The following is a 20,326-nucleotide window of genomic DNA, read 5'->3' as shown; positions in this document are numbered from 1 at the left end:
AGGGCGGAAAGCGCGTTATCGAAATGACGCAGGCTGGTTGCAAGGCAGATTTGTTGCCAGCTTTCATCCTGCGGAATGAAGCCCTGAACCAGTTCGGACTTGATCCGCTGGGCGCGATCAGAGCCAAGCTTGCCGAAAAGGTGCAGCCAGTTGTCCTCGACGACACGCCGCTGCATCTCGGCACTGCTCAGCGTGCCACATTCCATTACCAGCGGCAGCACACGCGCTTGAGGCATGGCCTCGCGCACGAAGTTTGACACATAGCCGGTAGCGGTGGCCGCGATGCCGGTTGTGGTGGTGGATGTTTGCCCGGTGATGACCTGACCCATCGCGGGGCCGAATATCTGCGCGCCCCAAGCCAACCCGGGATGATCGACCGGGCTGACCGACAAGAGGGCCGGATAGCCGTAGGGTCCCGCGCCGGTGTGCAGATCGAACACGATGACCTGCGCAGCCCTTTGCCCAAACTGTGCCAGGATCGCGGCCAGCACGCGGTTGGACCAGACCGGGGCATCTCCACCGTAGAACAACCCGTCGGGAAAGCCATATTGACCCGCCTCTATAATCGAGGAGATTTTCGTCTGACCCTTGGCATGGGTCTGTTCTGCCAGTGCATCATCGGCGGCAATCCTTTCGGGACCCTCCAGGGCGGGCACGACCAAAGCCGAGTGCAGTTCGGCATAGCCCGGGTTCACGGGCGGGCGGGTGGTCCAGTCAATGAAGTTGCGGTTCAAATCGACGTTGTCTTCGTTCACCCGACGAGACCAGGCGGTGCCCCAGGGGTTGATCAGGTGAACCATCAGAACCGCGGTGTCGTCGGGCAAGGCCCAATTGGCCTTTTGCGCCAGCCATGCCGTTTGGCAGGCAGAGCCGTAAGCCCCTTCCACCCCGTGCGTGCCGGAAATCAGAACCATAAGCTTGGCTGCATCCGCCTGCCCGATGAGCGCCACATCGGTGGCGATTGTCGTGCCATCTGGCCCGTGCAGCGGGTGAATGTGCTCTGAAAGAGCCGCACCTGCTGCTCGCGCGGCTGCCAAGAACCGATGACGCATCGTCGCGTAGTCCAACGCGAACGGTAGGCTGGTGTCGGCGGATTGCGTCAGGTCGCGCGGCTGTATCATTGGGATTTCTCGCGGGCTTGGGTGGGGATCGGCAGAACTTTGCCGGGATTCAGGGTCAGATCAGGGTCCAGAACCTGCTTGAACAGCATCATCGTGGCCAGCTTCGCCGGATCAGATGTGGCGACCAAGGCGGGTATGCGTTTGGACCCCACCCCATGTTCAGCGGAAAAGGACCCGCCGAGAGCGCGCAGGGCGGCATAAAGCACATGGTCCACAGCGCGGGACAGAGCGGTATCCAGCGGACCGACGCGGTTCAGCACGATATGCAGATTACCGTCGGCAAGATGCCCAAAAATATAGGGAACTAGATCGGCGTCGATCCGGTTTAGACCACTTGTCACATGTTCAACATAAGCCTCGATTTCGGAAAGCGGCACGGAGACATCATAGGACGGCGCTGCCGCATGGGCGCGGTAGAGCTGATCAGTATCCTCGCGCAATCGCCACAAATCGGATTCTTGGCGTTTGGATCCGGCAATAATGCCAGTGGCTGTTGGGTGACGGTCGAAGATGGCAGCAAAGATCTGCTCGATACCCTCGTTCAGACTAGCTTGGTTGGCACCGCCCAGCATCAGCAACAGGCAAATCGGTTGATCCAGTGGAAAGCTCGGTTCCGACCAGCCCTGGGCCCGCGCGGTCAGTTGAATATAGGACTGCCAGAGTCCTTCGGCCGCCCGCAAATGCCCCGCATCGACGCGCAGCGCGAGATTGATTGCCTCAAACGCCGCAGCCACCGATGGCAGGCCCAGCATCGCCGTGGCGGTGGACTGCGGCAAAGGCTCCAGTTTGATGACCACCCGCGTGACAATGCCAAGGGTGCCTTCAGCGCCGATAAACAGGTGCTTCAGATCGTAGCCCGCCGTATTTTTCACCACGCGGGTCATGTCGGAATAGATGGTGCCATCAGGCAGCACCGCCTCCAGCCCCAGCACGCGATGACGCATCACCCCGTAGCGATGCGCCATGATGCCACCCGCGTTGGTCGACACCATGCCGCCGATGGTCGCGGTTCCTCGCGCGGCCAGGTCGATGCCGGGTTCCAGCCCATGTGTCAGGGCAGCACTCTGCAAGGCTTCCAGTGCCACGCCCGCCTGCACGATCGCCACGCGCTCGTCGGGGTAAATGGCCTCAATCAATGCCATGCGTGTCAGTGACAGCACGATCTGGCCGGGATGAGACTGGCAACCGCCGACCAAACCGGTATGGCCGCCTTGCGCCACGATGCTGACACCGTGCGTCCGTGCAATGGCGACAACAGCGGCAACTTCGGCCGTTGATCCGGGCAGGACCAGCAATGTCGCACCATGGTCGGGGCCAGCATCATTGCGCACATGGCCAGCGCCAACAGCCGCCGTCAACGCTTGTTTCAACGCCAGAGGATCAACGCTTGCGACAGCCTGCGTCCTCATCCCGCCACCTGCTTTTGGAGCGAGGCGATCAGCCGATCATTGTCGGCAGGCTTGCCGATCGTGACGCGAAGCCATGTCTCATACCCCAATTCACGCCATGCCTTGACGATGATGCCGTCTTGCAGAAGTGCCGCGGCGACAATGGAACTGTCGTGCCTGGTGTCAAAGAAAAGGAAATTCGTCTGCGATGCGGCAGCATGAAGGCCCATTCCGGCCAAGGCAAGCGCAACGCGATCCCGTTCGGAACGGATGCGCGCAACCGAGGCCGTCATCCATGCCTCATCCTCAAGGGCTGCCACCGCGGCGATTTGTGCGGCCCCATTCACGTTGAACGGGGTCTTGGCCGCGGTAATCACCCGCGCAATTTCAGGGTCTGAACATACTGCATACCCGACGCGCAAACCGGCCAGACCATAGGCTTTGGAAAAGGTACGCAGCACAACGAAAGCAATGCCGCTATTGCGCAGGCTTTCAATTCCGTCGGGTGCATCAGCATCTGCATATTCGAAATAGGCTTCATCCAGAACGAACAAAGTCCCCGGCCGAACGGCTGCGATCAGGCGCTGCAGCGCAGACTTATCCAGCGCGGGCCCAACCGGGTTCCACGGCGAAGACAGAAACACCACGCGCGGCCCGGCGGCAATTGCCGCCTCCAGCGCCGCGAGATCAAAGCCTGCATCTACCGTCATCGGAACTTTCAAGACCGAGGCACCAGCAGCCAGCGGCTCGATCTCATGCAGACCAAAGCTTGGCACCACCGTCACCACCTGCGAGCCAGCCACCAGAACGCCACGCGAGATCGCGGCGATCATTTCCTCGGACCCATTGCCAGCCACAATCACACCTGCATCGACTCCGAGCCGCGCGGCCAAAGCTTCGCGCAATGCGGTGCAGGCCGGATCGGCGTATCGCCAAGGCTCAAAACCACCATTCGCCAAGGCAGCCAGGACTGCGGGCGCGCAGCCATCGGGATTTTCGTTGCTGGCCAGCCGTGCCAAATCGTCATGCCCGCTGAGCAACCGGGCGCGTGCAAGCGACATCCCTGCATTGTAGGCTGGCAAAGCAGCCACATTCGGATTGACCATCAGGGCCGCAGATGCCGCGCCGGGGTTTGGTTGGATTTTGGGCGAAGCGGTCATCACAGATCCAATACGATGGCGGTCTTTGGGAGCGAGCAACACAGCAGCAATTCGCCCTGCGCCAGATCTTCAAGCGGGTCTTCGAAATAGCTCACCTCGCCCGAAATGATCCGCGACGTGCATGTGCCGCAGATGCCCGCGCGGCAGCTGAATTCCGGCTTCAACCCGTGATCTTCTGCAAAGGCCAGCAACGACTGCGCGCTGGCATTCCACTCGGCAACGATTCCAGATTTGCGGAACTCGACCGTGATCGCCCCGACTGCGGGCACGGGAGTGGTACCGGCTGTCGGAGCGACCGGCTTCGGCTTGACCTCCGCGTCAAGCACCGTGGCTGGGCCGAAGAATTCATAGGCGATGCGGTCCTTGGCCACGCCAAGGCCGCGCAGCGTTTGGAACATCGCCTGCATGAATGGTGGTGGGCCACAGAGGTAGAAATCGTAATCGTCGAGGCACAGCAGGCTCTGCAGCACGTCGCGGGTGATGAAGCCTTCACTGTCAAATCGGTTTGCAATGCGATCTTCGGCACTGGGCGCACGATAGCAGTAATGGGCCGACAAGCCGGGACGCTGGCTGATCAGACCATTGACCTCATCGTGCAGGGCATGCACCTCGCCGTTTTCGCAGGCATGCAGAAACAGGGTGCGACGGGCCGACCGGTTGACCAGTGCGTGCAGCATCGCCACCATTGGCGTCAGCCCGACCCCGCCGCTAAACAGAACCACCGGGCGGTCACTGGCCTCATCCAGCACAAATTCGCCGCGCGGGCCGTCGGCGATCAAGACATCGCCGACGCAGACATTGTCATGCAGGTAGTTGGAACTTTGCCCGACCGGCAGGCCCGGCCCTGCTGACGGCTCACGCTTGACCGAAATGCGGTAATGGCAGTGATCGTCGGGCGAGCCGGACAGGCTGTAGTTGCGCAGCACATAGCCTTTTGGGTCGCCCGACGGGATCTTGAATACCAGAAACTGACCGGGACGGAAGGCTGGCAAGGCCGACCCATCCGCCGCTTCCAGATGAAACGAGGTGATGAGACTGCTTTCGACGATTTTTGCGGCAACCCTCAGACCGCGAAACCCAGCTTTGCTTTGCAGACCCTGGTCGATGTTCAGGGTCATTTAGCCGCGACTTTCTGTGCCTGCTCTGCCTCGATCAGTTTGGCCAGATTGCGGCGGAAGCGCATCGGGCCGACGTCGATCTTGAGATCAAGGTTCGGCGTGCGCTTGTTGGCCATGCCCTTGTGAACTGCAGTCAGAACGGCGCGATCCTCATCAAAGGCACCACGCACCGAGGTGGCAAATTCTGCAGAGATTTTTGCGTCGTCGGGCGCGAAATTGCGCATCTGGAACCAGTAGTATTTGGTGGTGTTCTCATCGATAGGGGTCATGAAATTGTAGCTGTCCATCAGGAACGTGTCCTCATGCAGCGGCCGGCCTTCGCCACCGCTGCCTGCAGGCGCGAAGATCGCCTTGATGATGGCATGGCTTGGGTAGTGCACTTCGTAGTGTTGCTTGCGGTCGGTGTTACCCTTGAACTTCAGATAGGGCGCATAGAAGGGCGCAGGCTCCACATCGAGCATCCAGCGCCAAACGGTAACGCCATTTTCGCCGATGGTGGTTTCCAGCGGCGCCTCTTCAGTTGCGGCATTGCCGAAGGACGATTGGTGAACCCAAGCCACATGAGACGGGTCGAGCAAGTTGTCGGTCATGTAAAGATAGTTGCAATCGATCGCCATCGAATCGCCGCGATTCAGGCCCCAGGCCGGATCGCCCCAATGGTCCACCTGGAAGATCAGCGCAGGATCGGCCTTTTCGGCGTCGCCCATCCAGACCCAAAGCAAGCCGTAGCGTTCATGGATCGGATAAGAGCGCACGCAGGCGACATGCGGGATTTTCTCGACTCCAGGAACCCGAGTACAGGTGCCTGTGCTGTTGAATGTCAGACCGTGATAGCCGCATTCAACCGTGTCGCCTTTGATGCGACCCATCGACAGCGGCAGCTTGCGATGCGGGCAGGCGTCCTCCAGGGCCGCCACTTCCCCATTGGTCTTCCGGTAAAGCACGATTTGTTCGCCCAGCATCTTGACTGGGAAAAGGTCCTTGCCGACCTCGTGATCCCACGCTGCGACATACCAGCTGTTGGTTAGGTACATGATCTGCTCCCGGCTTTATGTGTAGACATATTGCTAGTCTGCATTTACCGATTCAAAAAGCACTTGCTTCTGTGTTCTATTTTAGAAAATCTAAACTCTACTTCTGCCGGAATGACGAACTTGCAAAAACTTCCCTCCATGCGTGCGATCCAGGCCTTCGAGGCATTTGGCCGACTTGGCAGTGCTACAGCGGCCGCAACCGAACTGGGTGTGACAGTCGGCGCGATCAGCCAGCAGCTTCGCAAAGCGGAGGCAGAGGTCGGGCTGCGGCTGGTCGAGCGCAAAGGCAAGTCGATCGCGTTGACGACACGCGGGCGCCACTATCATGACGACGTCAAAGCTGCGTTTGATGCGCTGCGCGAGGCACAAAGCAAGATGCTGCGGGCTCGATCAGAGGCATCACTGACGATTTCGTGTCTGCCGTCGCTGGCCTCCAAATGGATTGGCGCGCAACTGTTCGACTGGCAATCGTCACATCCCACCGCAACAGTGCGCTTGATCGGGGACGACACCGAACCCCGCTTTGGATCTGATGAGGTAGACTTTCGGCTGTCTTACGGTGATCTGATAACGCGCTTTGATCATCGAACCGAGTTGTTCACGGATTGGGTCGTCCCGGCTTGTTCTCCGTCGCTTCTTGCAAGACTGAAGCTGCAAACGCCCGGGGACATACTCGATGCGCCGCTTTTGGGGATCGAATGGGATCGCGCGCAGGGTGCAGCACTTGGCTGGGGCGATTGGGCGGCACATGTTGGCGTACCTCGTCGGAAGGCTGTGGGCGAGGTTGCCTTTTCGATGTCCAGTGCGGCGATTGACGCGGCGATTAATGGTCGGGGGTTCGTGCTGGCACAACTTTCCATGGCAACCGAAGATATCGCCTCGGGGCGGCTTGTCGTGCCTTTCGACATCCGGCTCAAGCTCTCACAGGCTTACTCCCTGGCTTGGGACCCGAGCGCGCTGGAAAAACCATTTGGGGCAGAGTTGCGGAACTGGATTCAGACAATTTCTCGCCGCCAAAAGGCGATTTCGGCACCGCAGGCGGGATAGCCTGCCTGCGGTTGTTTATGTCCCAGTTCAGACGCGGTGCTGAACGGTCCAAGTTGCGATATAGTCCATCAGGCCCGGGTTCAGGCAATCAGAAGGTTCCAGCCCAATCGCCCTGAGTTGGCCGCGGATGGCGTCCATTTGCGACGGATCAACGCCCGCTTCGATCACCGAGGACACAAAAGCCGCAAAGCCAGGTTGCGCCCAACCCTTTTCTTCAAACCGCTCGGGATGGATGAAATCCAGTCCCTGAAACGGGTGCTCGCGGGTGACGGGCCCGTACATATGAACGCCGCAGGCCTGGCAAGCGTGGCGCTGGATCAAAGCGGCTGGATCAACAACGGAAAGCTTGTCACCGTTTTCAAGCACAGTCACCTTGTCATGCGGGGCCACCCCGACAATCGAAAAGATCGCGCCTTCGGGCTTCCAGCATTTGGTGCAACCACAAGCGTGGTTGTGGGCGATTTGGCCCTCGACGCGCACGCGCACGGGTTTGTCGGTACAAGCACAAACAAGCGTGCCGCCTGTGAAATCCGGCGAGGTCGCGGCGATGCCGCTGTCCAGTGCCGGGTGCAATTTCGGTTTGGTCATGTGGTGTCTCCTCCCATTTCCCCGGATAGTACGCGCCGGTCCGGTTCCGGTAATGTGATCTCAGAATACGACGACGGACCGGATGCTTTCGCCCGAATGCATCAGATCGAAGCCTTTGTTGATGTCTTCCAGCTTGAGGATATGGGTGATCATCGAGTCGATCTCGACCTTGCCCTCCATATACCAATCGACGATCTTCGGCACATCGGTGCGGCCGCGCGCGCCGCCGAATGCTGTGCCTTTCCAGACCCGGCCGGTGACCAGCTGGAAGGGGCGGGTTTCGATGGTGGCGCCAGCGGGTGCCACGCCGATGATGATCGACTGGCCCCAGCCGCGATGGGTGCATTCCAGTGCGTCCCGCATCACCTTGACGTTGCCGGTGCAGTCGAACGAGTAATCCGCGCCGCCGATCTTGTCGAACGGGGTCTTGGTCAGATCAACGATCGCCTGCACCACCGAGCCTTCGATCTCTTTCGGGTTGATGAAGTGGGTCATCCCGAACTTCTCGCCCCAGACCTTTTTGTCGTTGTTCAGATCGACGCCGATGATCATGTCGGCCCCGGCCATTTTCAGGCCCTGAATCACGTTCAGACCAATACCACCCAGACCGAACACCACGGCCTTGGCACCGATCTCAACCTGCGCCGTGTTCAGCACCGCGCCGATGCCGGTGGTCACACCGCAGCCGATGTAGCAGATCTTGTCGAACGGCGCGTCTTCACGCACCTTGGCCAGCGCGATTTCCGGCATCACCGTATGGTTGGCGAAGGTGGAACAGCCCATGTAATGAAAGATCGGCGTGCCATCGAGCATGGAGAACCGGGTGGTGCCATCCGGCATCAGCCCTTGGCCCTGCGTCGCGCGAATGGCCGTGCAAAGGTTGGTCTTGCGCGACAGGCAAGACGGGCATTCACGGCATTCGGGGGTGTAAAGCGGGATGACGTGATCTCCCGGCTTCAGCGATTTCACGCCGGGGCCGCACTTGATGACCACGCCTGCGCCTTCATGGCCGAGAATGGCCGGAAACAGCCCTTCGGGATCGGCACCCGACAGGGTAAATTCGTCAGTGTGGCAAATGCCAGTGGCCTTGATTTCAATCAGAACCTCGCCCTCTTTCGGGTCGTCGAGGTTTACCTCCATGATTTCAAGCGGTTTGCCGGGGGCGATGGCGACAGCGGCGCGAGTGCGCATGGGGACTTCCTTTCTACAGGGATGGCAAGCCGGAGTTCTTCTCCCGCCGGCGTTATCTGACAAGCGGCAAGGTGATCTCAGTTGCCCAGAATAGTCGGCAGGCGCAGACCACGTTCTTTGGCGCAGTCAATTGCGGTTTCATAACCTGCGTCGGCGTGACGCCAGACGCCTGACGCCGGATCGTTCCACAGGACGCGCTCCAGCCGCTTGGCAGCATCATCAGTGCCGTCGGCCACGATAACCACGCCAGAATGCTGCGAAAAGCCCATGCCGACGCCGCCGCCGTGGTGGATCGAAACCCAAGTGGCCCCCGACGCGGTGTTGACCAGCGCGTTGAGCAGTGGCCAATCCGAGACCGCGTCTGATCCGTCCTTCATGCTTTCGGTCTCGCGGTTGGGCGAGGCAACCGATCCTGAATCCAGATGGTCACGGCCAATCACGATCGGGGCTTTCAACTCCCCCGACTTGACCATCTGGTTGAACATCAGCCCGGCGCGGTGCCGATCCCCGAGCCCGATCCAGCAGATGCGGGCGGGCAGACCCTGAAAGGCGATGCGGTCGGCGGCCATATCAAGCCAACGGTGCAAGTGTTCATTTTCCGGGAACAGCTTTTTCATCGCGGCATCGGTTTTGTAGATATCCTCGGGGTCGCCGGACAGCGCCACCCAGCGGAACGGACCAATGCCCTTGCAGAACAGGGGCCGGATATAGGCCGGCACAAAGCCGGGGAAGGCAAAGGCGTTTTCAAGCCCTTCTTCCTGCGCGACCTGCCGAATGTTGTTGCCATAATCCAGCGTCGGCACGCCCGCATTCCAGAAATCCACCATCGCCGCCACATGGATGCACATCGAGGCGCGAGCGGCCTTTTCCACCGCCTTCGGGTCGGTTTCCTGTTTGGCCCGCCATTCGGCAACGCTCCAGCCTTGCGGCAGATAGCCGTGCAGCGGGTCATGGGCAGAGGTCTGGTCGGTGACGATATCAGGACGTGCGCCACCTGCGTTCATCCGGCGCACCAGTTCGGGGAACACATCGGCGGCATTGCCCAAGAGGCCGACCGACTTTGCCTCGCCCTTGGCGGTCCATTCGGCGATCATCGCCAGCGCCTCGTCCAAAGTCCGCGCTTTGGCATCGACATAACGGGTGCGAAGGCGGAAATCGATCCGCGTCTCGTCGCATTCAACGGCCAGACAGCAAGCCCCCGCCATCACAGCTGCCAAGGGCTGCGCCCCGCCCATGCCGCCAAGGCCACCCGTCAGGATCCACTTGCCCTTGAGTGATCCGCCAAAGTGCTGACGGCCCGCCTCCGCAAAGGTCTCATAGGTACCTTGCACGATGCCTTGGGTGCCGATGTAGATCCACGACCCGGCGGTCATCTGGCCGTACATCATCAGGCCCTTTTTATCGAGCTCGTTGAAATGGTCCCAAGTCGCCCAATGCGGCACGAGGTTGGAATTGGCGATCAAAACGCGCGGGGCATCCTTATGGGTGCGGACCACCGCGACCGGCCGGCCGGATTGCACCAGCAGGGTTTCGTCATCTTCAAGGTCTTTCAGCGTGGCGACGATCCGGTCGAAATCGCCCCAAGACCGCGCGGCGCGGCCAATGCCGCCGTAAACCACCAACTCATGCGGGTTCTCGGCAACGTCAGGATGCAGGTTGTTCATCAACATCCGCATCGCGGCCTCGGTCTGCCACGATTTCGCGGTGATTTCAGTGCCGGTGGCGGGATAGATGTCGCGGCTGTTCTTGCGATCAAGCATGGAAGGCTCCTTTAGCGGTTGAGCACACCCGAACGGGCAAGGGTGTCGAGGGATTGCAGGATTTGCGCCAGAACCGCGCGCAAAGGTGCGGCACTCTGGGCTGCATAGGTCCAAGGTGCGGCCTCGGCGGCCAGATAAGCGCGTTGGGCCAGTTCCATCTGAATGGCATGAACGCCCGTGCCAGGTTGACCATAGTGGCGGGTGGTCCAGCCGCCCTTGAAGCGGCCATTCAACACCGTGTCGAACGGAGTGGCCGCAAAACAGGGCACCGAGACAGCGTCCGACACCTGCGGCGCGCAGTTCTGCCCGTCATTGGTGCCGATGGAAAAGACCGGCAGCAGCCCCGCAAACAAGAAGGGGATGGTCGAGCGGATCGAATGGCAATCATAGACAATCGCCACACCATGCCGGGCTTTCACCCGATCTACTTCGGTGGCCAATGCGTCGTGATAGGGCGCGTGGTATTGCGTCCGGCGGGCGGCAATCTCGTCCGGGCTTGGCTCCTGCCCTGCGGTCCAGATATCCGATCCGTCGAAATCCGTTGTCGGGCACAGGGACGTGGTGTTGGCACCCGGATAAAGCGAAGCCCCGGCTGGATCGCGATTGGCGTCGATGACATAGCGGTGAAACGTCGCCTCGACTGTCGTAACGTCAGCCAAAAGCCCCTGATAAAGCTGAGCAATATGCCAATCCGTGTCTGACAGCCTTCGCCCACGGTCATTCAACCGGGCCATCAGCGCGTCGGGCACATACGTCCCCCCGTGCGGCAGGCCGAGAATGACTGGACTGTCGCCTTGCGTGACGTTGACCAGCATCATGCAGAAAGCTCGGGCAGTGCCAAGCCACTTGCCTGCGCCAAAGCACCATTGCCAATCAGACGTGCCGCTGCGGCCAGATCGGGGGCAAGGTAGCGATCATCGCCCAACGTTGCCACATCCTGACGCAGCCGCGCAACAACGCCCTGCAGCGGCGCACTGGTGTGCAACGGCGCACGGAAGTCGATGCCTTGGGCAGCACAAATCGCCTCGACCCCAAGGATCACGTTCAGGTTTTGCACCATCTTTCCCAAACGCACGGCACCGTGTGCTGCCATGCTGACATGGTCTTCCTGATTAGCCGATGTCGGCGTGCTGTCGGTCACGCAAGGCATGGCGATGTGCTTGTTCTCGGACATCAGCGCGGCAGTGGTCACCTCGGCGATCATGAGGCCGGAGTTCAGGCCGGGGCGCGGAGTCAGGAACGCAGGCAGGTTGAACGACAAAACCGGGTCCACCATCAAGGCGACGCGGCGCTGCGCGATCGCCCCGATCTCGGCCAAGGCCAGCGCAATCATGTCGGCGGCAAAGCCCACGGGTTCAGCGTGGAAGTTACCACCGGACACGATCAGCCCGGCCCCAGTCAGCACCAACGGATTGTCGGTTGCCGCGTTGGCCTCGATCACCAGAGTATGTGCTGCTTGACGCAAAACATCCATCGCGGCTCCGGTGACCTGTGGCTGGCACCGGATGCAATAAGGGTCCTGAACGCGCGCATCGCCCACGATGTGGCTTTCGCGGATTTCAGAACCCGCTAACAGCGCGCGCATAAAGCTTGCAGCCTCGATCTGTCCGGAATGACCACGCAGAGAATGGATTTCCGGCTGCAAGGGAGCGGTGGACCCCATAATCGCGTCGGTCGACAGCGCCGAAGTCACCAAAGCCGACTGCGCCGCATTCCAACCGTCGAACAGGCCGGCGAGCGCGAAGGCGGTCGAGAACTGCGTGCCGTTGATAAAGGCCAGCCCTTCCTTGGGGCCAAGCTGAATGGGGGTCAGGCCAGCCGCAGTCAATGCCTCGGCCCCCGGCAGCACGCGGCCTTGATATTCCGCCGCCCCATGGCCGATCAGAACAGCGGTCATGTGTGACAAAGGGGCCAGATCGCCCGAAGCCCCGACCGACCCTTGCGCAGGAATGACTGGCGTCACACCACGGGCCAGCATCGCTTCAAGCAGTTCAACAAACGCCCAACGCACGCCTGACGCGCCGCGCCCGAAGCTGAGCAGTTTCAGCACCATCAGCAACCGCGCATGGGCGCGCGGGATGGCGTCGCCCACACCGCAGCAATGCGACAGGATCAGGTTGCGTTGCAGGGTAGCCGTGTCTTCGGGGGCGATGCGCAGGGACGCCAGTTTGCCAAAACCGGTGTTTACCCCGTAGACTGGAACGTCGCCAGCAGCAGCAGCACTGATCGCAGCAGCGGCAGCCTCGATCCCCGGTCGTGCGGCGCGGTCCAGCGTGACGGCCAGTTCTTCGCGGTAGATGCGCGCCAGTTGCGCCAAGGTGGTCTGGCCGGGAACAAGGGTAAGAGCGGTCAAAGGACGCCTCCGATAATGCGTTGGTGAAGGGGATTGAAGCCGATGCGGTAGGCCAATTCGGCCGGGTGGCCGCAGTTCCAGACGGCAAGGTCCGCGATCTGGCCCACAGCCAGAGTGCCGCGATCTGCAAGACCAAGCGCACGGGCAGCATGGGTAGTGGCCCCGGCCAAAGCCTCGACCGGAGTCATCCGGAACAGAGTGCAGGCCATGTTCATCGCCAGAAGCAGCGAGACCATGGGCGATGAGCCGGGGTTCATGTCAGTCGCCACCGCCATCGGCACGGCATGTTGGCGCAGGAGATGAATGGGGGGCATCCGCTGTTCGCGTAAGGTGTAGAATGCGCCAGGCAGGATCACCGCCACGGTTCCGGCAGCGGCCATTGCGACCACCCCCGCCTCATCCAGATATTCCAGATGATCGGCAGACATCGCGCCATACCGCGCAGCCAGCGCAGCGCCGCCCAAGTTGGAAAGCTGCTCGGCATGCAACTTAACCGGCAGGCCAAGGCTGCGGGCGGCTTGAAATACGCGTTCGATTTGTGCAGGCGAAAAGGCGATGCCTTCGCAGAACCCGTCCACCGCATCGACCAGCCTTTCGGCATGGGCCGCGTGTAGCGCGGGAATGCAAACCTGATCGATATAGGCGTCGGCACGACCCATATACTCCACGGGGACAGCATGCGCCGCCAGAAAGCTTGTCCGCACCAAAACTGGCCGCAACCGGCCAATACGCCGCGCCGCACGCAGCATCCTCAGTTCGGTGTTCTGCTCCAGCCCATAACCTGACTTGATCTCGATCACCGCGACGCCTTCTGCAATCATCGCATCGACAAACGGCATCGCCGCAGCAACAAGGTCGTCTTCCGAGGCCCTGCGCGTTGCTGTCACTGTCGAGACTATCCCGCCTCCAGCCCGTGCAACCTCTTCGTAGCTTGCCCCATGCAGCCTCATCTCGAATTCCGCAGCACGGTTGCCGCCGTGAACAGTATGGGTGTGGCAGTCAATCAGAGCTGGTGTGATCAGCCTCCCGCTCATGTTCTGTACGGGCATAGCAGCGTATTCGCCGGGCAGATCTGCCTGCGCCCCAACCCATGCGATCTTGCCCCCAACCAAAACGAGCGCCGCCTCGTCAATCAAACCGTAGGGATCAGCGCCCGACACCATCGTTGCCGCCCGAAGTGAGGTCAAAACGACTGAGGGATTTTGCACGGGAAATGCTCCGCAAAAGGTGTTGCCTGCGCGTTATGTATGCAAGTATGATTATTATGTCTACACATAAGGAGTCGCCATTGTGATTTTTGCAGAACGCGCCTTGCTGCCCGACGGATGGGCCGAACAGGTCAGGATCACCGTGGCCGATGGGCATATCACCGGGGTGTGCAAAGCAGCCGCCCCGCAGCAGGGCGATACACTCGTGTCCGCGTTGCTCCCCGCACTTTCAAACCTGCACAGCCACGCCTTCCAGCGCGCGATGGCAGGCATGACTGAACACAGGATCGCAGGTCGTGATAGTTTCTGGACATGGCGCGATCTGATGTATCGCTTTCTGGATCGGCTGACGCCGGCGCAGATGGAGGCGATTGCCGCCCTTGTGTTCATGGAGATGCAAGAGGCCGGGTACGCCGCCGTTGGCGAATTCCATTATGTGCATCATCAACCGGGTGGAGACGCTTATGCCGACATCGCCGAACTGTCGAACCGCATCTTTGCCGCAGCCCACCTGACGGGTATCGGCCTGACGCATCTGCCGGTCCTGTACACCTATGGCGGTGCAGGGCAGCAACCGATGGCAGCCGGGCAGTTGCGGTTTGGCAATACAGTAGATGATTTTGCCGCGTTGCTGGAGGCCACACGCGCAGCTGCCCGCACGCTGCCCCATGACACCCGTGTTGGCATTGCGCCCCATTCGCTACGCGCCACCAACCCTGCCGATCTGGCCCGCGCTTTACCGTTGGCAAATGGAAACCCCATTCACATTCATGTCGCCGAACAGCCCAAGGAGGTGGCCGATATTTCAGCCTGGCTGGGTGCGCGGCCGGTGGAATGGCTGCTGGCGAATACCCCCATTGGCGCGGATTGGTGTGCTGTCCACGCCACCCACATGACCACGCAAGAAACCGCAGCACTGGCAAAATGCGGCGCAGTTGCCGGGCTTTGCCCGATCACCGAGGCCAACCTTGGCGATGGGCCATTCAATGGGCCAGGATGGCTGGCTGCAGGCGGGGCGTTTGGAATCGGATCCGATAGCAACGTCCGCATCAGCCTGACCGAGGAACTGCGCACACTGGAATACAGCCAGCGCCTGCGCGACATTGCCCGCAATGTCATGGTCGAAAAGGACGGCTCGGTCGGCCAGCGCCTTTATGTCGGTGCCGCACTTGGTGGCGCACAGGCTTTGGGGCGCAAATCGGGGCAGATCGCGGTCGGCAATCTTGCCGATCTGACAGCAATCGACTTGTCGCACCCGACGCTTTGCGCGCTGCGCCCCGATCACATTCTTGATGGTCTGGCCTTTGCGGCACCCGATACCGTGGTCACAGACCTGTGGTCCGCAGGCAGACACCGGGTGAAAGAAAGGCGTCACGTCTACAGGGAACAGATCATCGCGGGTTGGCGGAAGGCCCTGAAAGGCTTGATCGACGCTGTTTGACCGCTGTCAGGCCAGTTTCCGCAGGGTAATGCGTATCCCTGCGGCCCCAGCCGCAAGTTCTATGTCTGCGCCGTTCCCCAATGCGAACGCCCCCTCACGCAATCCATCACCGGCAACTGTGATGGCGCCTGAAAGGCAAAGGAGCCCAGTTGTTCCAGCTTCACAGTTCAGCGTGGCTGGCCCCAAAATCACCTCCACGGCAGGCTCGATAACCTTCGCGTTATAAATCAGATTCAGGTTACGGACAGGTCCGCCGACCAACCTGGCTGTCACATCGAGGTCACCGGAGAAGGGAGCAGGGCGGTGCAGGCGCGCCTCCAGAACACCGTCCGCAGACAGCAGATCAATCCCCGCTCCGTCAATGACCGTCAAAATCCGTGTCATTCCAGGAAAGACCGAAAATGGCCCGTCCGAGCCGACCTCAGCAATGCTGATACGCCACAGCCAACCATCGCCAACAGCGTGACGTGCAATCTCATGTGTGACTCCGCCCCCATTCTTCCAGGAGTTGGTCTGGAACTCATCTGCGTTCAGGATGCGAAACACGGGGCCAATCCTTGCCTTAAGCCTACACATAACCGTATCAAGGGCTTCATACGCGGCCAAGAGGCAGACCTGAATGGCGACCACACCAATCATCGAGAAGACCACCTTCAGGGACGTCATGGCAGAAATCCTGCACCGCATCACAGAAGGGCCTTGGGGTCCCGGAACTCTGCTCCCTGGCGAAGTGGAGTTGGCAGAAGAATTCAGATGTTCGCGAACGACAATGAACCGTGCGCTTCGCGAAGTGACCGAACTTGGATTTCTGGACCGCAAGCGCAAAGCTGGAACCCGGGTTCGCATGGCTCCGATCCGGCAAGCGCGTTTTGAGATGCCAATTGTTCGCGTGGAAATCGAAAAAACTGGGGCGTCTTACCGTTATGTGTTGGTCAGTCGCGAAATCCTTGCAGCTCCTGAATGGCTGCGGGCACGGATGAACCTTAAACTTGGCAGCAAAGTGGTTCATCTGGTGTGTTTGCACTCTGCCAATGGTGAAGCATTTCAGCTTGAAGATCGCTGGATCAACGCGGCAGCCCTACCGCAAGCGTTGCAGCAGGACTTTACGGTGATAGGTCCAAATGAGTGGCTGATAGCGACGGTCCCGTTTTCCGAGGTCGAGATTAGCTTCTTGGCAGCAGCCGCTGATGCAATGATCGTCACGCATCTCGACCATAAACTCGGCGAGCCGGTGTTCTGCGTCGAACGCTCCACATGGTGGCAAAACGCTGCAATCACTCTTGTAACCCTGAGTCACCGGCCTGGCTATCGTATGACGACACGCTATTGACGTTTGCCTTCTGCGCACCGGACATCCGCTCCATCGATGCGCAGCAACCGAGCAATAAGAAAATCTGCAGAAGCGCCCCGCGCAAGACTTTTGAATTTGTGACATGCGTAAGCGGTCGCTGGACAGCACGGTCGCGTTATCTTGACGGTGTGAAGTTCCACGGCAGCAGATCGTCGAGGCGGCTTTGCGGATGCCCGTTGGCGATGGCTGTCAGGGTTGCCTTGAGATAGGCGAAGGGCTCGATGCCGTTGATTTTGCAGGTTTCGATCAGCGAAGCAATGCGGCCCCAGGCGACGCCGCCTTCATCGTGACCGGCAAAGAGGGCGTTCTTGCGATTGAGGGCGATGGGGCGGATCAGGTTTTCGACCCTGTTGCTGTCGATCTCGACGCGGCCGTCGGTCAGGAAGGTTTGCAGCCCGTCCCAGTGGTTATGGATGTAGGTCAGCTTTTCGCCCAGCCGGGATTTGGCGGAGATCTTGCGGCGCTGTCCCGCGCCAGCGAACAGGTCGATCATCTTCTCGACAGCGTCAAGCCGCGCCTGCTCATCTTCGACGAATTCCACAGTGTTCGCCTAACCTTCCATGGCCCCCGATGGGCCTGCCAGGCCTGCATCGTCCAATTGCTCGGGGTCTGGCAGGTCGCGCAAGGACTCCATCCCGAAGGCAGCCAGGAACGCCTCGGTGGTGACGAAGGTATGAGGCGCGCCACGGCGGGGTTCGCGAGGGCCGGTGCCGATCAGGTCCCGCTCGGCAAGTCGGCCGATCAGGTCACGGCTGATCTCTTTTCCGAAGATGTCCTTCAACCCGTCGCGGCTGATCGGCTGGTGATACGCAATCGCCGCCAGCACGGCCAGATCGTATTCCGACAGGTTCAGCGCTTGGCCGTCCACATCCGCCGCGGCGCGGATCGCTGGGGCATAGGCCGCGCGCGTGCGCAGCATCCACGCCTTTCCCACCTGTGCCACCTCATAGGGTCGGCCTTCCAGATCCACTGCCAGATCCTCGATCAACAGATCGACTGAGGCCCCCTGCCCCACGACCCGCGCCAGATCCTCGCGCGCCACCGGGGTCGTGCTTGCGAACAGCACCGCCTCGATCCGACGCATCCATTCCCGCCAGCGCAGCTCAGGGGGAAGAACGGCCAATTCGCGGTCAAGTTCTGTGTCCTCGCGCCGCCCCATGCTCAGACCCCGTAAAGTCGGAACGTGTCCCGCCCTGTCAGTTCGCGCACGGCGCCGAGCGCCACCAGTCGGTCGCAGAGCCGTCGCGCGGCCCGATCCGACATGAAGGCCAATGCCCCCGGCACCAGCGCATCGCGCGACAGGAACAGATCGACCGCCCGGCCCGCCGCCTTGGCGCGCAGCTTCGGGGCCACTGCCCGAAGGCGGGCCGCCGCACGGGCCAGATCGCCGGCCAGCGGCAGCGCCTGCCGAACGGCAGAGACAACGGCGCGGTGACAGGCCAGCCGCAGATCATCGCCCCGCAAGCGTATATCGCGGGGCTTGAGCGTCAGCGCCAGAAGCGGCAGCACATGCGTTGCCCCCAACGCTTTTGCCAACGCGGCATCGGACAGGATCAGGGCGGCGGCCTCGGCTCGCGGACTATCGGTCAGCACCGCCTCGACGACCTGCGCCGCGCGGTCCACTGGGGTCGGTCCGGTGGCATCAAGGCAAAGCGCGATCCGCTCTGCCGTTACTCCGTCCAGCGTATTGACCAGATGCGCGACCGAAACCGGCCGCGCCGCCGCGCGTGACCACTGCCGTGCGATCCGCCCCGCCGGGCCGGGGTCGTCGCCCGGTCCCGTCAGGTGCAGGGCATCGCGCAAGGCGCCCTGCCCTTCCCTTCGCCCCGCCATCGCAGCGCAGTTCTCGGCCGCCGTCAGGGCCAGACGATCGCGCCACAGCGCCAGAGGCACATCCCCCGACGCCATTGCCTGACCCAGATGCGCCAGCGCGGCCCCGGACCGGAAGGCCGCAGCCTCCGGCGGCTCGGACGGCGCAGAGACGATCCAGCCCGGCAGCGGGGGCAGCATCGGCAAGGTTTCCAAAGACGCGGCGCGCGGTTTTCTCATGTCGGCAGCCTATATTGTGACGGCGCTTTCAACCAGCGGAATGAACCCATAGCGCCGCAGCTTTGTCGACTCCCCAATGTCCAATAAGATTGCATTATCGGACGTGCCGGGAGTATGCTCGACGGTATGACCGAAACGCCCGAGAAATCGCCTTCAGAACCCCCGGAACGTCCCGATCGCCATGAGCGGGACGACAGCGCTGATACGGAGCGCGACACGATCGCCCTGCCCTCCCATGTCGCTGGCTCGGGCACGCTCGACCGCCTGGTCGAAACGGCGCGTGACTATGCGCGTCAGGCGGCGTCGGAGAACACGCTGAAGGCCTACACCAAGGATTGGGCCCACTTCGCGCGCTGGTGCCGGATGCGTGGCGCGGACCCTCTCCCCTCGTCGTCCCAGCTGATCGGCCTCTACATCGCCGATCTGGCAGCGCCGAGCGGCAAAGCACCTGCCCTCTCGGCCTCCTCTATAGAACGGCGGCTGTCTGGCCTGACCTGGGGCTATGCGCAGCGCGGAGAGCGGCTCGACCGCAAAGATCGGCACATTGCCAGCGTCCTGGCTGGCATCCGCCGCAAGCACGCACGGCCACCAGCACAGAAAGAGGCCATTCTGCCGGAAGACCTGCGCGACATGCTGGCAACCCTCCCCCACGATTTGCGCGGCCTGCGCGACCGGGCGATCCTGCTGATCGGCTTTGCTGGTGGCCTGCGTCGGTCCGAAATTGTCAGCCTCGACCACGGCAAGGATGACACGCCTGACTCCGGCGGCTGGGTCGAGATCTTGGAGGACGGCGTGCTCCTCACCCTGCGCGGCAAGACCGGTTGGCGCGAGGTCGAAATCGCCCGCGGCTCATCAGATCAGACCTGCCCGGTCCATGCCCTGACGCAGTGGCTGCATTACGCAAGGATCGACTTCGGCCCGATCTTCGTCGCCACGTCACGCAACGGCCTGAAAGCCACGAGCGAGCGGTTGTCGGACAAGCACGTCGCCCGGCTGATCAAGTCCTGCGCCCGCGAGGCCGGGCTACGCCCTGATCTGCCTGAAGCCGAGCGCGTGCGGCTGTTCTCGGGCCATTCCCTGCGCGCAGGCCTTGCCAGCAGCGCGGAAGTTGATGAGCGCTACGTTCAAAAGCAGCTTGGTCATGCCAGCGCAGAGATGACCCGCCGATACCAGCGACGCCGCGACAGGTTCCGGGTGAACCTGACCAAGGCCGCAGGCCTGTAAGCCCCCTGCCCTTCCGTCGAGCCTTTGCTGAAATGCCAAGCTCCAACCAGACCGCTCAGGTTTCAGCTAATCGCTTCAATTGAAATCGGGAACCAAACGCGACACAGCCTGAGGAAACGAAGGGCATTTCGCTGACCTCGGCTACCGAGAGCGCCCTTGCTTACGTTTACAAACGGTCGTTTACTCCTGACATCCGCAATTGCAAAAAGGCCCCCTGCCCCGTGCCACTCATCGGATACGCGCGTATTTCCACCGAAGATCAAACCGCCCTGCCCCAAGTTCAGGAGTTGCGC

General features: G+C 61.3%; 17 protein-coding genes and 2 pseudogenes. 4 read left to right on the top strand and 15 right to left on the bottom strand.

Going from position 1 to position 20,326, the window contains the following annotated elements:
• Positions 1–53: 53 nt before the first annotated feature.
• From GBJ34_RS20830 to GBJ34_RS15010, 5 genes and pseudogenes are all read right to left on the bottom strand, one after another.
• A pseudogene (locus tag GBJ34_RS20830) lies at positions 54–1,121 on the bottom strand (DUF2817 domain-containing protein); the annotation flags it as partial.
• Positions 1,118–2,416: an FAD-binding oxidoreductase gene (locus GBJ34_RS15025; RefSeq protein WP_226341208.1), complete on the bottom strand. Its 1,299-nt coding sequence runs from the start codon at positions 2,414–2,416 to the stop codon at positions 1,118–1,120. The gene GBJ34_RS15025 and the pseudogene GBJ34_RS20830, both read right to left, overlap by 4 nt.
• 110 nt (positions 2,417–2,526) lie before the next feature.
• On the bottom strand, positions 2,527–3,570 hold the full coding sequence (locus GBJ34_RS15020) for an aminotransferase class I/II-fold pyridoxal phosphate-dependent enzyme (protein WP_226341207.1): 1,044 nt from the start codon (positions 3,568–3,570) through the stop codon (positions 2,527–2,529).
• A gap of 98 nt (positions 3,571–3,668) precedes the next feature.
• Positions 3,669–4,787 carry a 2Fe-2S iron-sulfur cluster-binding protein gene (locus GBJ34_RS15015; RefSeq protein WP_151720031.1) on the bottom strand — a complete coding sequence of 373 codons (1,119 nt, stop codon included), beginning with the start codon at positions 4,785–4,787 and terminating at the stop codon, positions 3,669–3,671.
• Entirely contained in the window at positions 4,784–5,821 is a 1,038-nt protein-coding gene (locus tag GBJ34_RS15010) for an aromatic ring-hydroxylating dioxygenase subunit alpha (RefSeq protein WP_151720030.1), read from the bottom strand. The genes GBJ34_RS15015 and GBJ34_RS15010 overlap by 4 nt, the downstream gene beginning before the upstream one ends.
• A 120-nt stretch (positions 5,822–5,941) precedes the next feature.
• Here GBJ34_RS15010 and GBJ34_RS15005 point away from each other — a divergent pair, with 120 nt between their 5' ends.
• On the top strand, positions 5,942–6,868 hold the full coding sequence (locus tag GBJ34_RS15005; RefSeq protein WP_226341206.1) for a LysR substrate-binding domain-containing protein: 927 nt from the start codon (positions 5,942–5,944) through the stop codon (positions 6,866–6,868).
• Between the two features lie 27 nt (positions 6,869–6,895).
• On the opposite strand, the gene gfa is transcribed toward GBJ34_RS15005, so the two are convergent.
• From gfa to hutI, 6 genes are all read right to left on the bottom strand, one after another.
• Positions 6,896–7,456 carry an S-(hydroxymethyl)glutathione synthase gene (gfa, locus tag GBJ34_RS15000; RefSeq protein ID WP_151720029.1) on the bottom strand — a complete coding sequence of 187 codons (561 nt, stop codon included), beginning with the start codon at positions 7,454–7,456 and terminating at the stop codon, positions 6,896–6,898.
• A gap of 60 nt (positions 7,457–7,516) precedes the next feature.
• Complete coding sequence (locus GBJ34_RS14995) at positions 7,517–8,647, bottom strand: S-(hydroxymethyl)glutathione dehydrogenase/class III alcohol dehydrogenase (protein WP_151720028.1); 1,131 nt, start codon at positions 8,645–8,647, stop codon at positions 7,517–7,519.
• A gap of 77 nt (positions 8,648–8,724) precedes the next feature.
• Positions 8,725–10,407, bottom strand: coding sequence for a urocanate hydratase (gene hutU, locus GBJ34_RS14990; protein WP_151720027.1), 1,683 nt, complete (start codon positions 10,405–10,407; stop codon positions 8,725–8,727).
• Between the two features lie 11 nt (positions 10,408–10,418).
• Positions 10,419–11,225: an N-formylglutamate deformylase gene (gene hutG, locus GBJ34_RS14985; protein WP_151720026.1), complete on the bottom strand. Its 807-nt coding sequence runs from the start codon at positions 11,223–11,225 to the stop codon at positions 10,419–10,421.
• A complete protein-coding gene (hutH, locus tag GBJ34_RS14980) occupies positions 11,222–12,760 on the bottom strand; it encodes a histidine ammonia-lyase (protein WP_151720025.1) in 1,539 nt (512 codons plus the stop codon). Before hutH ends, hutG begins: the two co-directional genes overlap by 4 nt.
• A complete protein-coding gene (gene hutI, locus GBJ34_RS14975) occupies positions 12,757–13,923 on the bottom strand; it encodes an imidazolonepropionase (RefSeq protein WP_151720024.1) in 1,167 nt (388 codons plus the stop codon). Before hutI ends, hutH begins: the two co-directional genes overlap by 4 nt.
• A gap of 127 nt (positions 13,924–14,050) precedes the next feature.
• Between hutI and GBJ34_RS14970 the strand changes: the two genes are divergently transcribed.
• Entirely contained in the window at positions 14,051–15,409 is a 1,359-nt protein-coding gene (locus GBJ34_RS14970) for a formimidoylglutamate deiminase (RefSeq protein ID WP_151720023.1), read from the top strand.
• Positions 15,410–15,415: 6 nt separating this feature from the next.
• Here GBJ34_RS14970 and GBJ34_RS14965 read toward each other — a convergent pair whose 3' ends face one another.
• Positions 15,416–16,075 carry a HutD/Ves family protein gene (locus GBJ34_RS14965; protein WP_192931233.1) on the bottom strand — a complete coding sequence of 220 codons (660 nt, stop codon included), beginning with the start codon at positions 16,073–16,075 and terminating at the stop codon, positions 15,416–15,418.
• Between GBJ34_RS14965 and GBJ34_RS14960 the strand changes: the two genes are divergently transcribed.
• Positions 16,074–16,739 carry a GntR family transcriptional regulator gene (locus GBJ34_RS14960; protein WP_264177071.1) on the top strand — a complete coding sequence of 222 codons (666 nt, stop codon included), beginning with the start codon at positions 16,074–16,076 and terminating at the stop codon, positions 16,737–16,739. The two genes, GBJ34_RS14965 and GBJ34_RS14960, sit on opposite strands and share 2 nt — an antisense overlap.
• 136 nt (positions 16,740–16,875) lie before the next feature.
• Here GBJ34_RS14960 and GBJ34_RS14955 read toward each other — a convergent pair.
• From GBJ34_RS14955 to GBJ34_RS14940, 3 genes and pseudogenes are all read right to left on the bottom strand, one after another.
• Positions 16,876–17,214 (bottom strand): annotated as a pseudogene (locus GBJ34_RS14955) (transposase domain-containing protein); the annotation flags it as partial.
• A 96-nt stretch (positions 17,215–17,310) separates the two neighbouring features.
• A complete protein-coding gene (gene scpB, locus GBJ34_RS14945; RefSeq protein WP_035714022.1) occupies positions 17,311–17,919 on the bottom strand; it encodes an SMC-Scp complex subunit ScpB in 609 nt (202 codons plus the stop codon).
• A 2-nt stretch (positions 17,920–17,921) separates the two neighbouring features.
• Complete coding sequence (locus GBJ34_RS14940) at positions 17,922–18,809, bottom strand: DUF1403 family protein (RefSeq protein ID WP_151720020.1); 888 nt, start codon at positions 18,807–18,809, stop codon at positions 17,922–17,924.
• A 126-nt stretch (positions 18,810–18,935) separates the two neighbouring features.
• On the opposite strand from GBJ34_RS14940, the gene GBJ34_RS14935 reads away from it, so the two are divergent.
• Entirely contained in the window at positions 18,936–20,033 is a 1,098-nt protein-coding gene (locus tag GBJ34_RS14935) for a tyrosine-type recombinase/integrase (RefSeq protein WP_371879026.1), read from the top strand.
• Positions 20,034–20,326: the final 293 nt, after the last annotated feature.

The organism is Gemmobacter serpentinus (assembly GCF_008973825.1).
GTDB classification, from domain to species: domain Bacteria; phylum Pseudomonadota; class Alphaproteobacteria; order Rhodobacterales; family Rhodobacteraceae; genus Gemmobacter; species Gemmobacter serpentinus.
The sequence above is the reverse complement of the archived record's forward strand: the minus strand, read 5'-3'. Positions and strand labels throughout refer to the sequence as shown.

Bases quoted from the DNA above. Each gene is read 5' to 3' on its own strand.
- GBJ34_RS15015 (WP_151720031.1), bottom strand. From the start codon at position 4,787: ATGACCCTGAACATCGACCAGGGTCTGCAAAGCAAAGCTGGGTTTCGC.
- GBJ34_RS15020 (WP_226341207.1), bottom strand. From the start codon at position 3,570: ATGTCGCTTGCACGCGCCCGGTTGCTCAGCGGGCATGACGATTTGGCA.
- hutI (WP_151720024.1), bottom strand. From the start codon at position 13,923: ATGGTGTCGGGCGCTGATCCCTACGGTTTGATTGACGAGGCGGCGCTC.
- hutG (WP_151720026.1), bottom strand. From the start codon at position 11,225: ATGATGCTGGTCAACGTCACGCAAGGCGACAGTCCAGTCATTCTCGGC.
- gfa (WP_151720029.1), bottom strand. From the start codon at position 7,456: ATGACCAAACCGAAATTGCACCCGGCACTGGACAGCGGCATCGCCGCG.
- GBJ34_RS14995 (WP_151720028.1), bottom strand. From the start codon at position 8,647: ATGCGCACTCGCGCCGCTGTCGCCATCGCCCCCGGCAAACCGCTTGAA.
- GBJ34_RS15010 (WP_151720030.1), bottom strand. From the start codon at position 5,821: ATGTACCTAACCAACAGCTGGTATGTCGCAGCGTGGGATCACGAGGTC.
- GBJ34_RS14935 (WP_371879026.1), top strand. From the start codon at position 18,936: ATGACCGAAACGCCCGAGAAATCGCCTTCAGAACCCCCGGAACGTCCC.
- GBJ34_RS14965 (WP_192931233.1), bottom strand. From the start codon at position 16,075: ATGACGTCCCTGAAGGTGGTCTTCTCGATGATTGGTGTGGTCGCCATT.
- GBJ34_RS14940 (WP_151720020.1), bottom strand. From the start codon at position 18,809: ATGAGAAAACCGCGCGCCGCGTCTTTGGAAACCTTGCCGATGCTGCCC.
- hutU (WP_151720027.1), bottom strand. From the start codon at position 10,407: ATGCTTGATCGCAAGAACAGCCGCGACATCTATCCCGCCACCGGCACT.
- GBJ34_RS14960 (WP_264177071.1), top strand. From the start codon at position 16,074: ATGGCAGAAATCCTGCACCGCATCACAGAAGGGCCTTGGGGTCCCGGA.
- scpB (WP_035714022.1), bottom strand. From the start codon at position 17,919: ATGGGGCGGCGCGAGGACACAGAACTTGACCGCGAATTGGCCGTTCTT.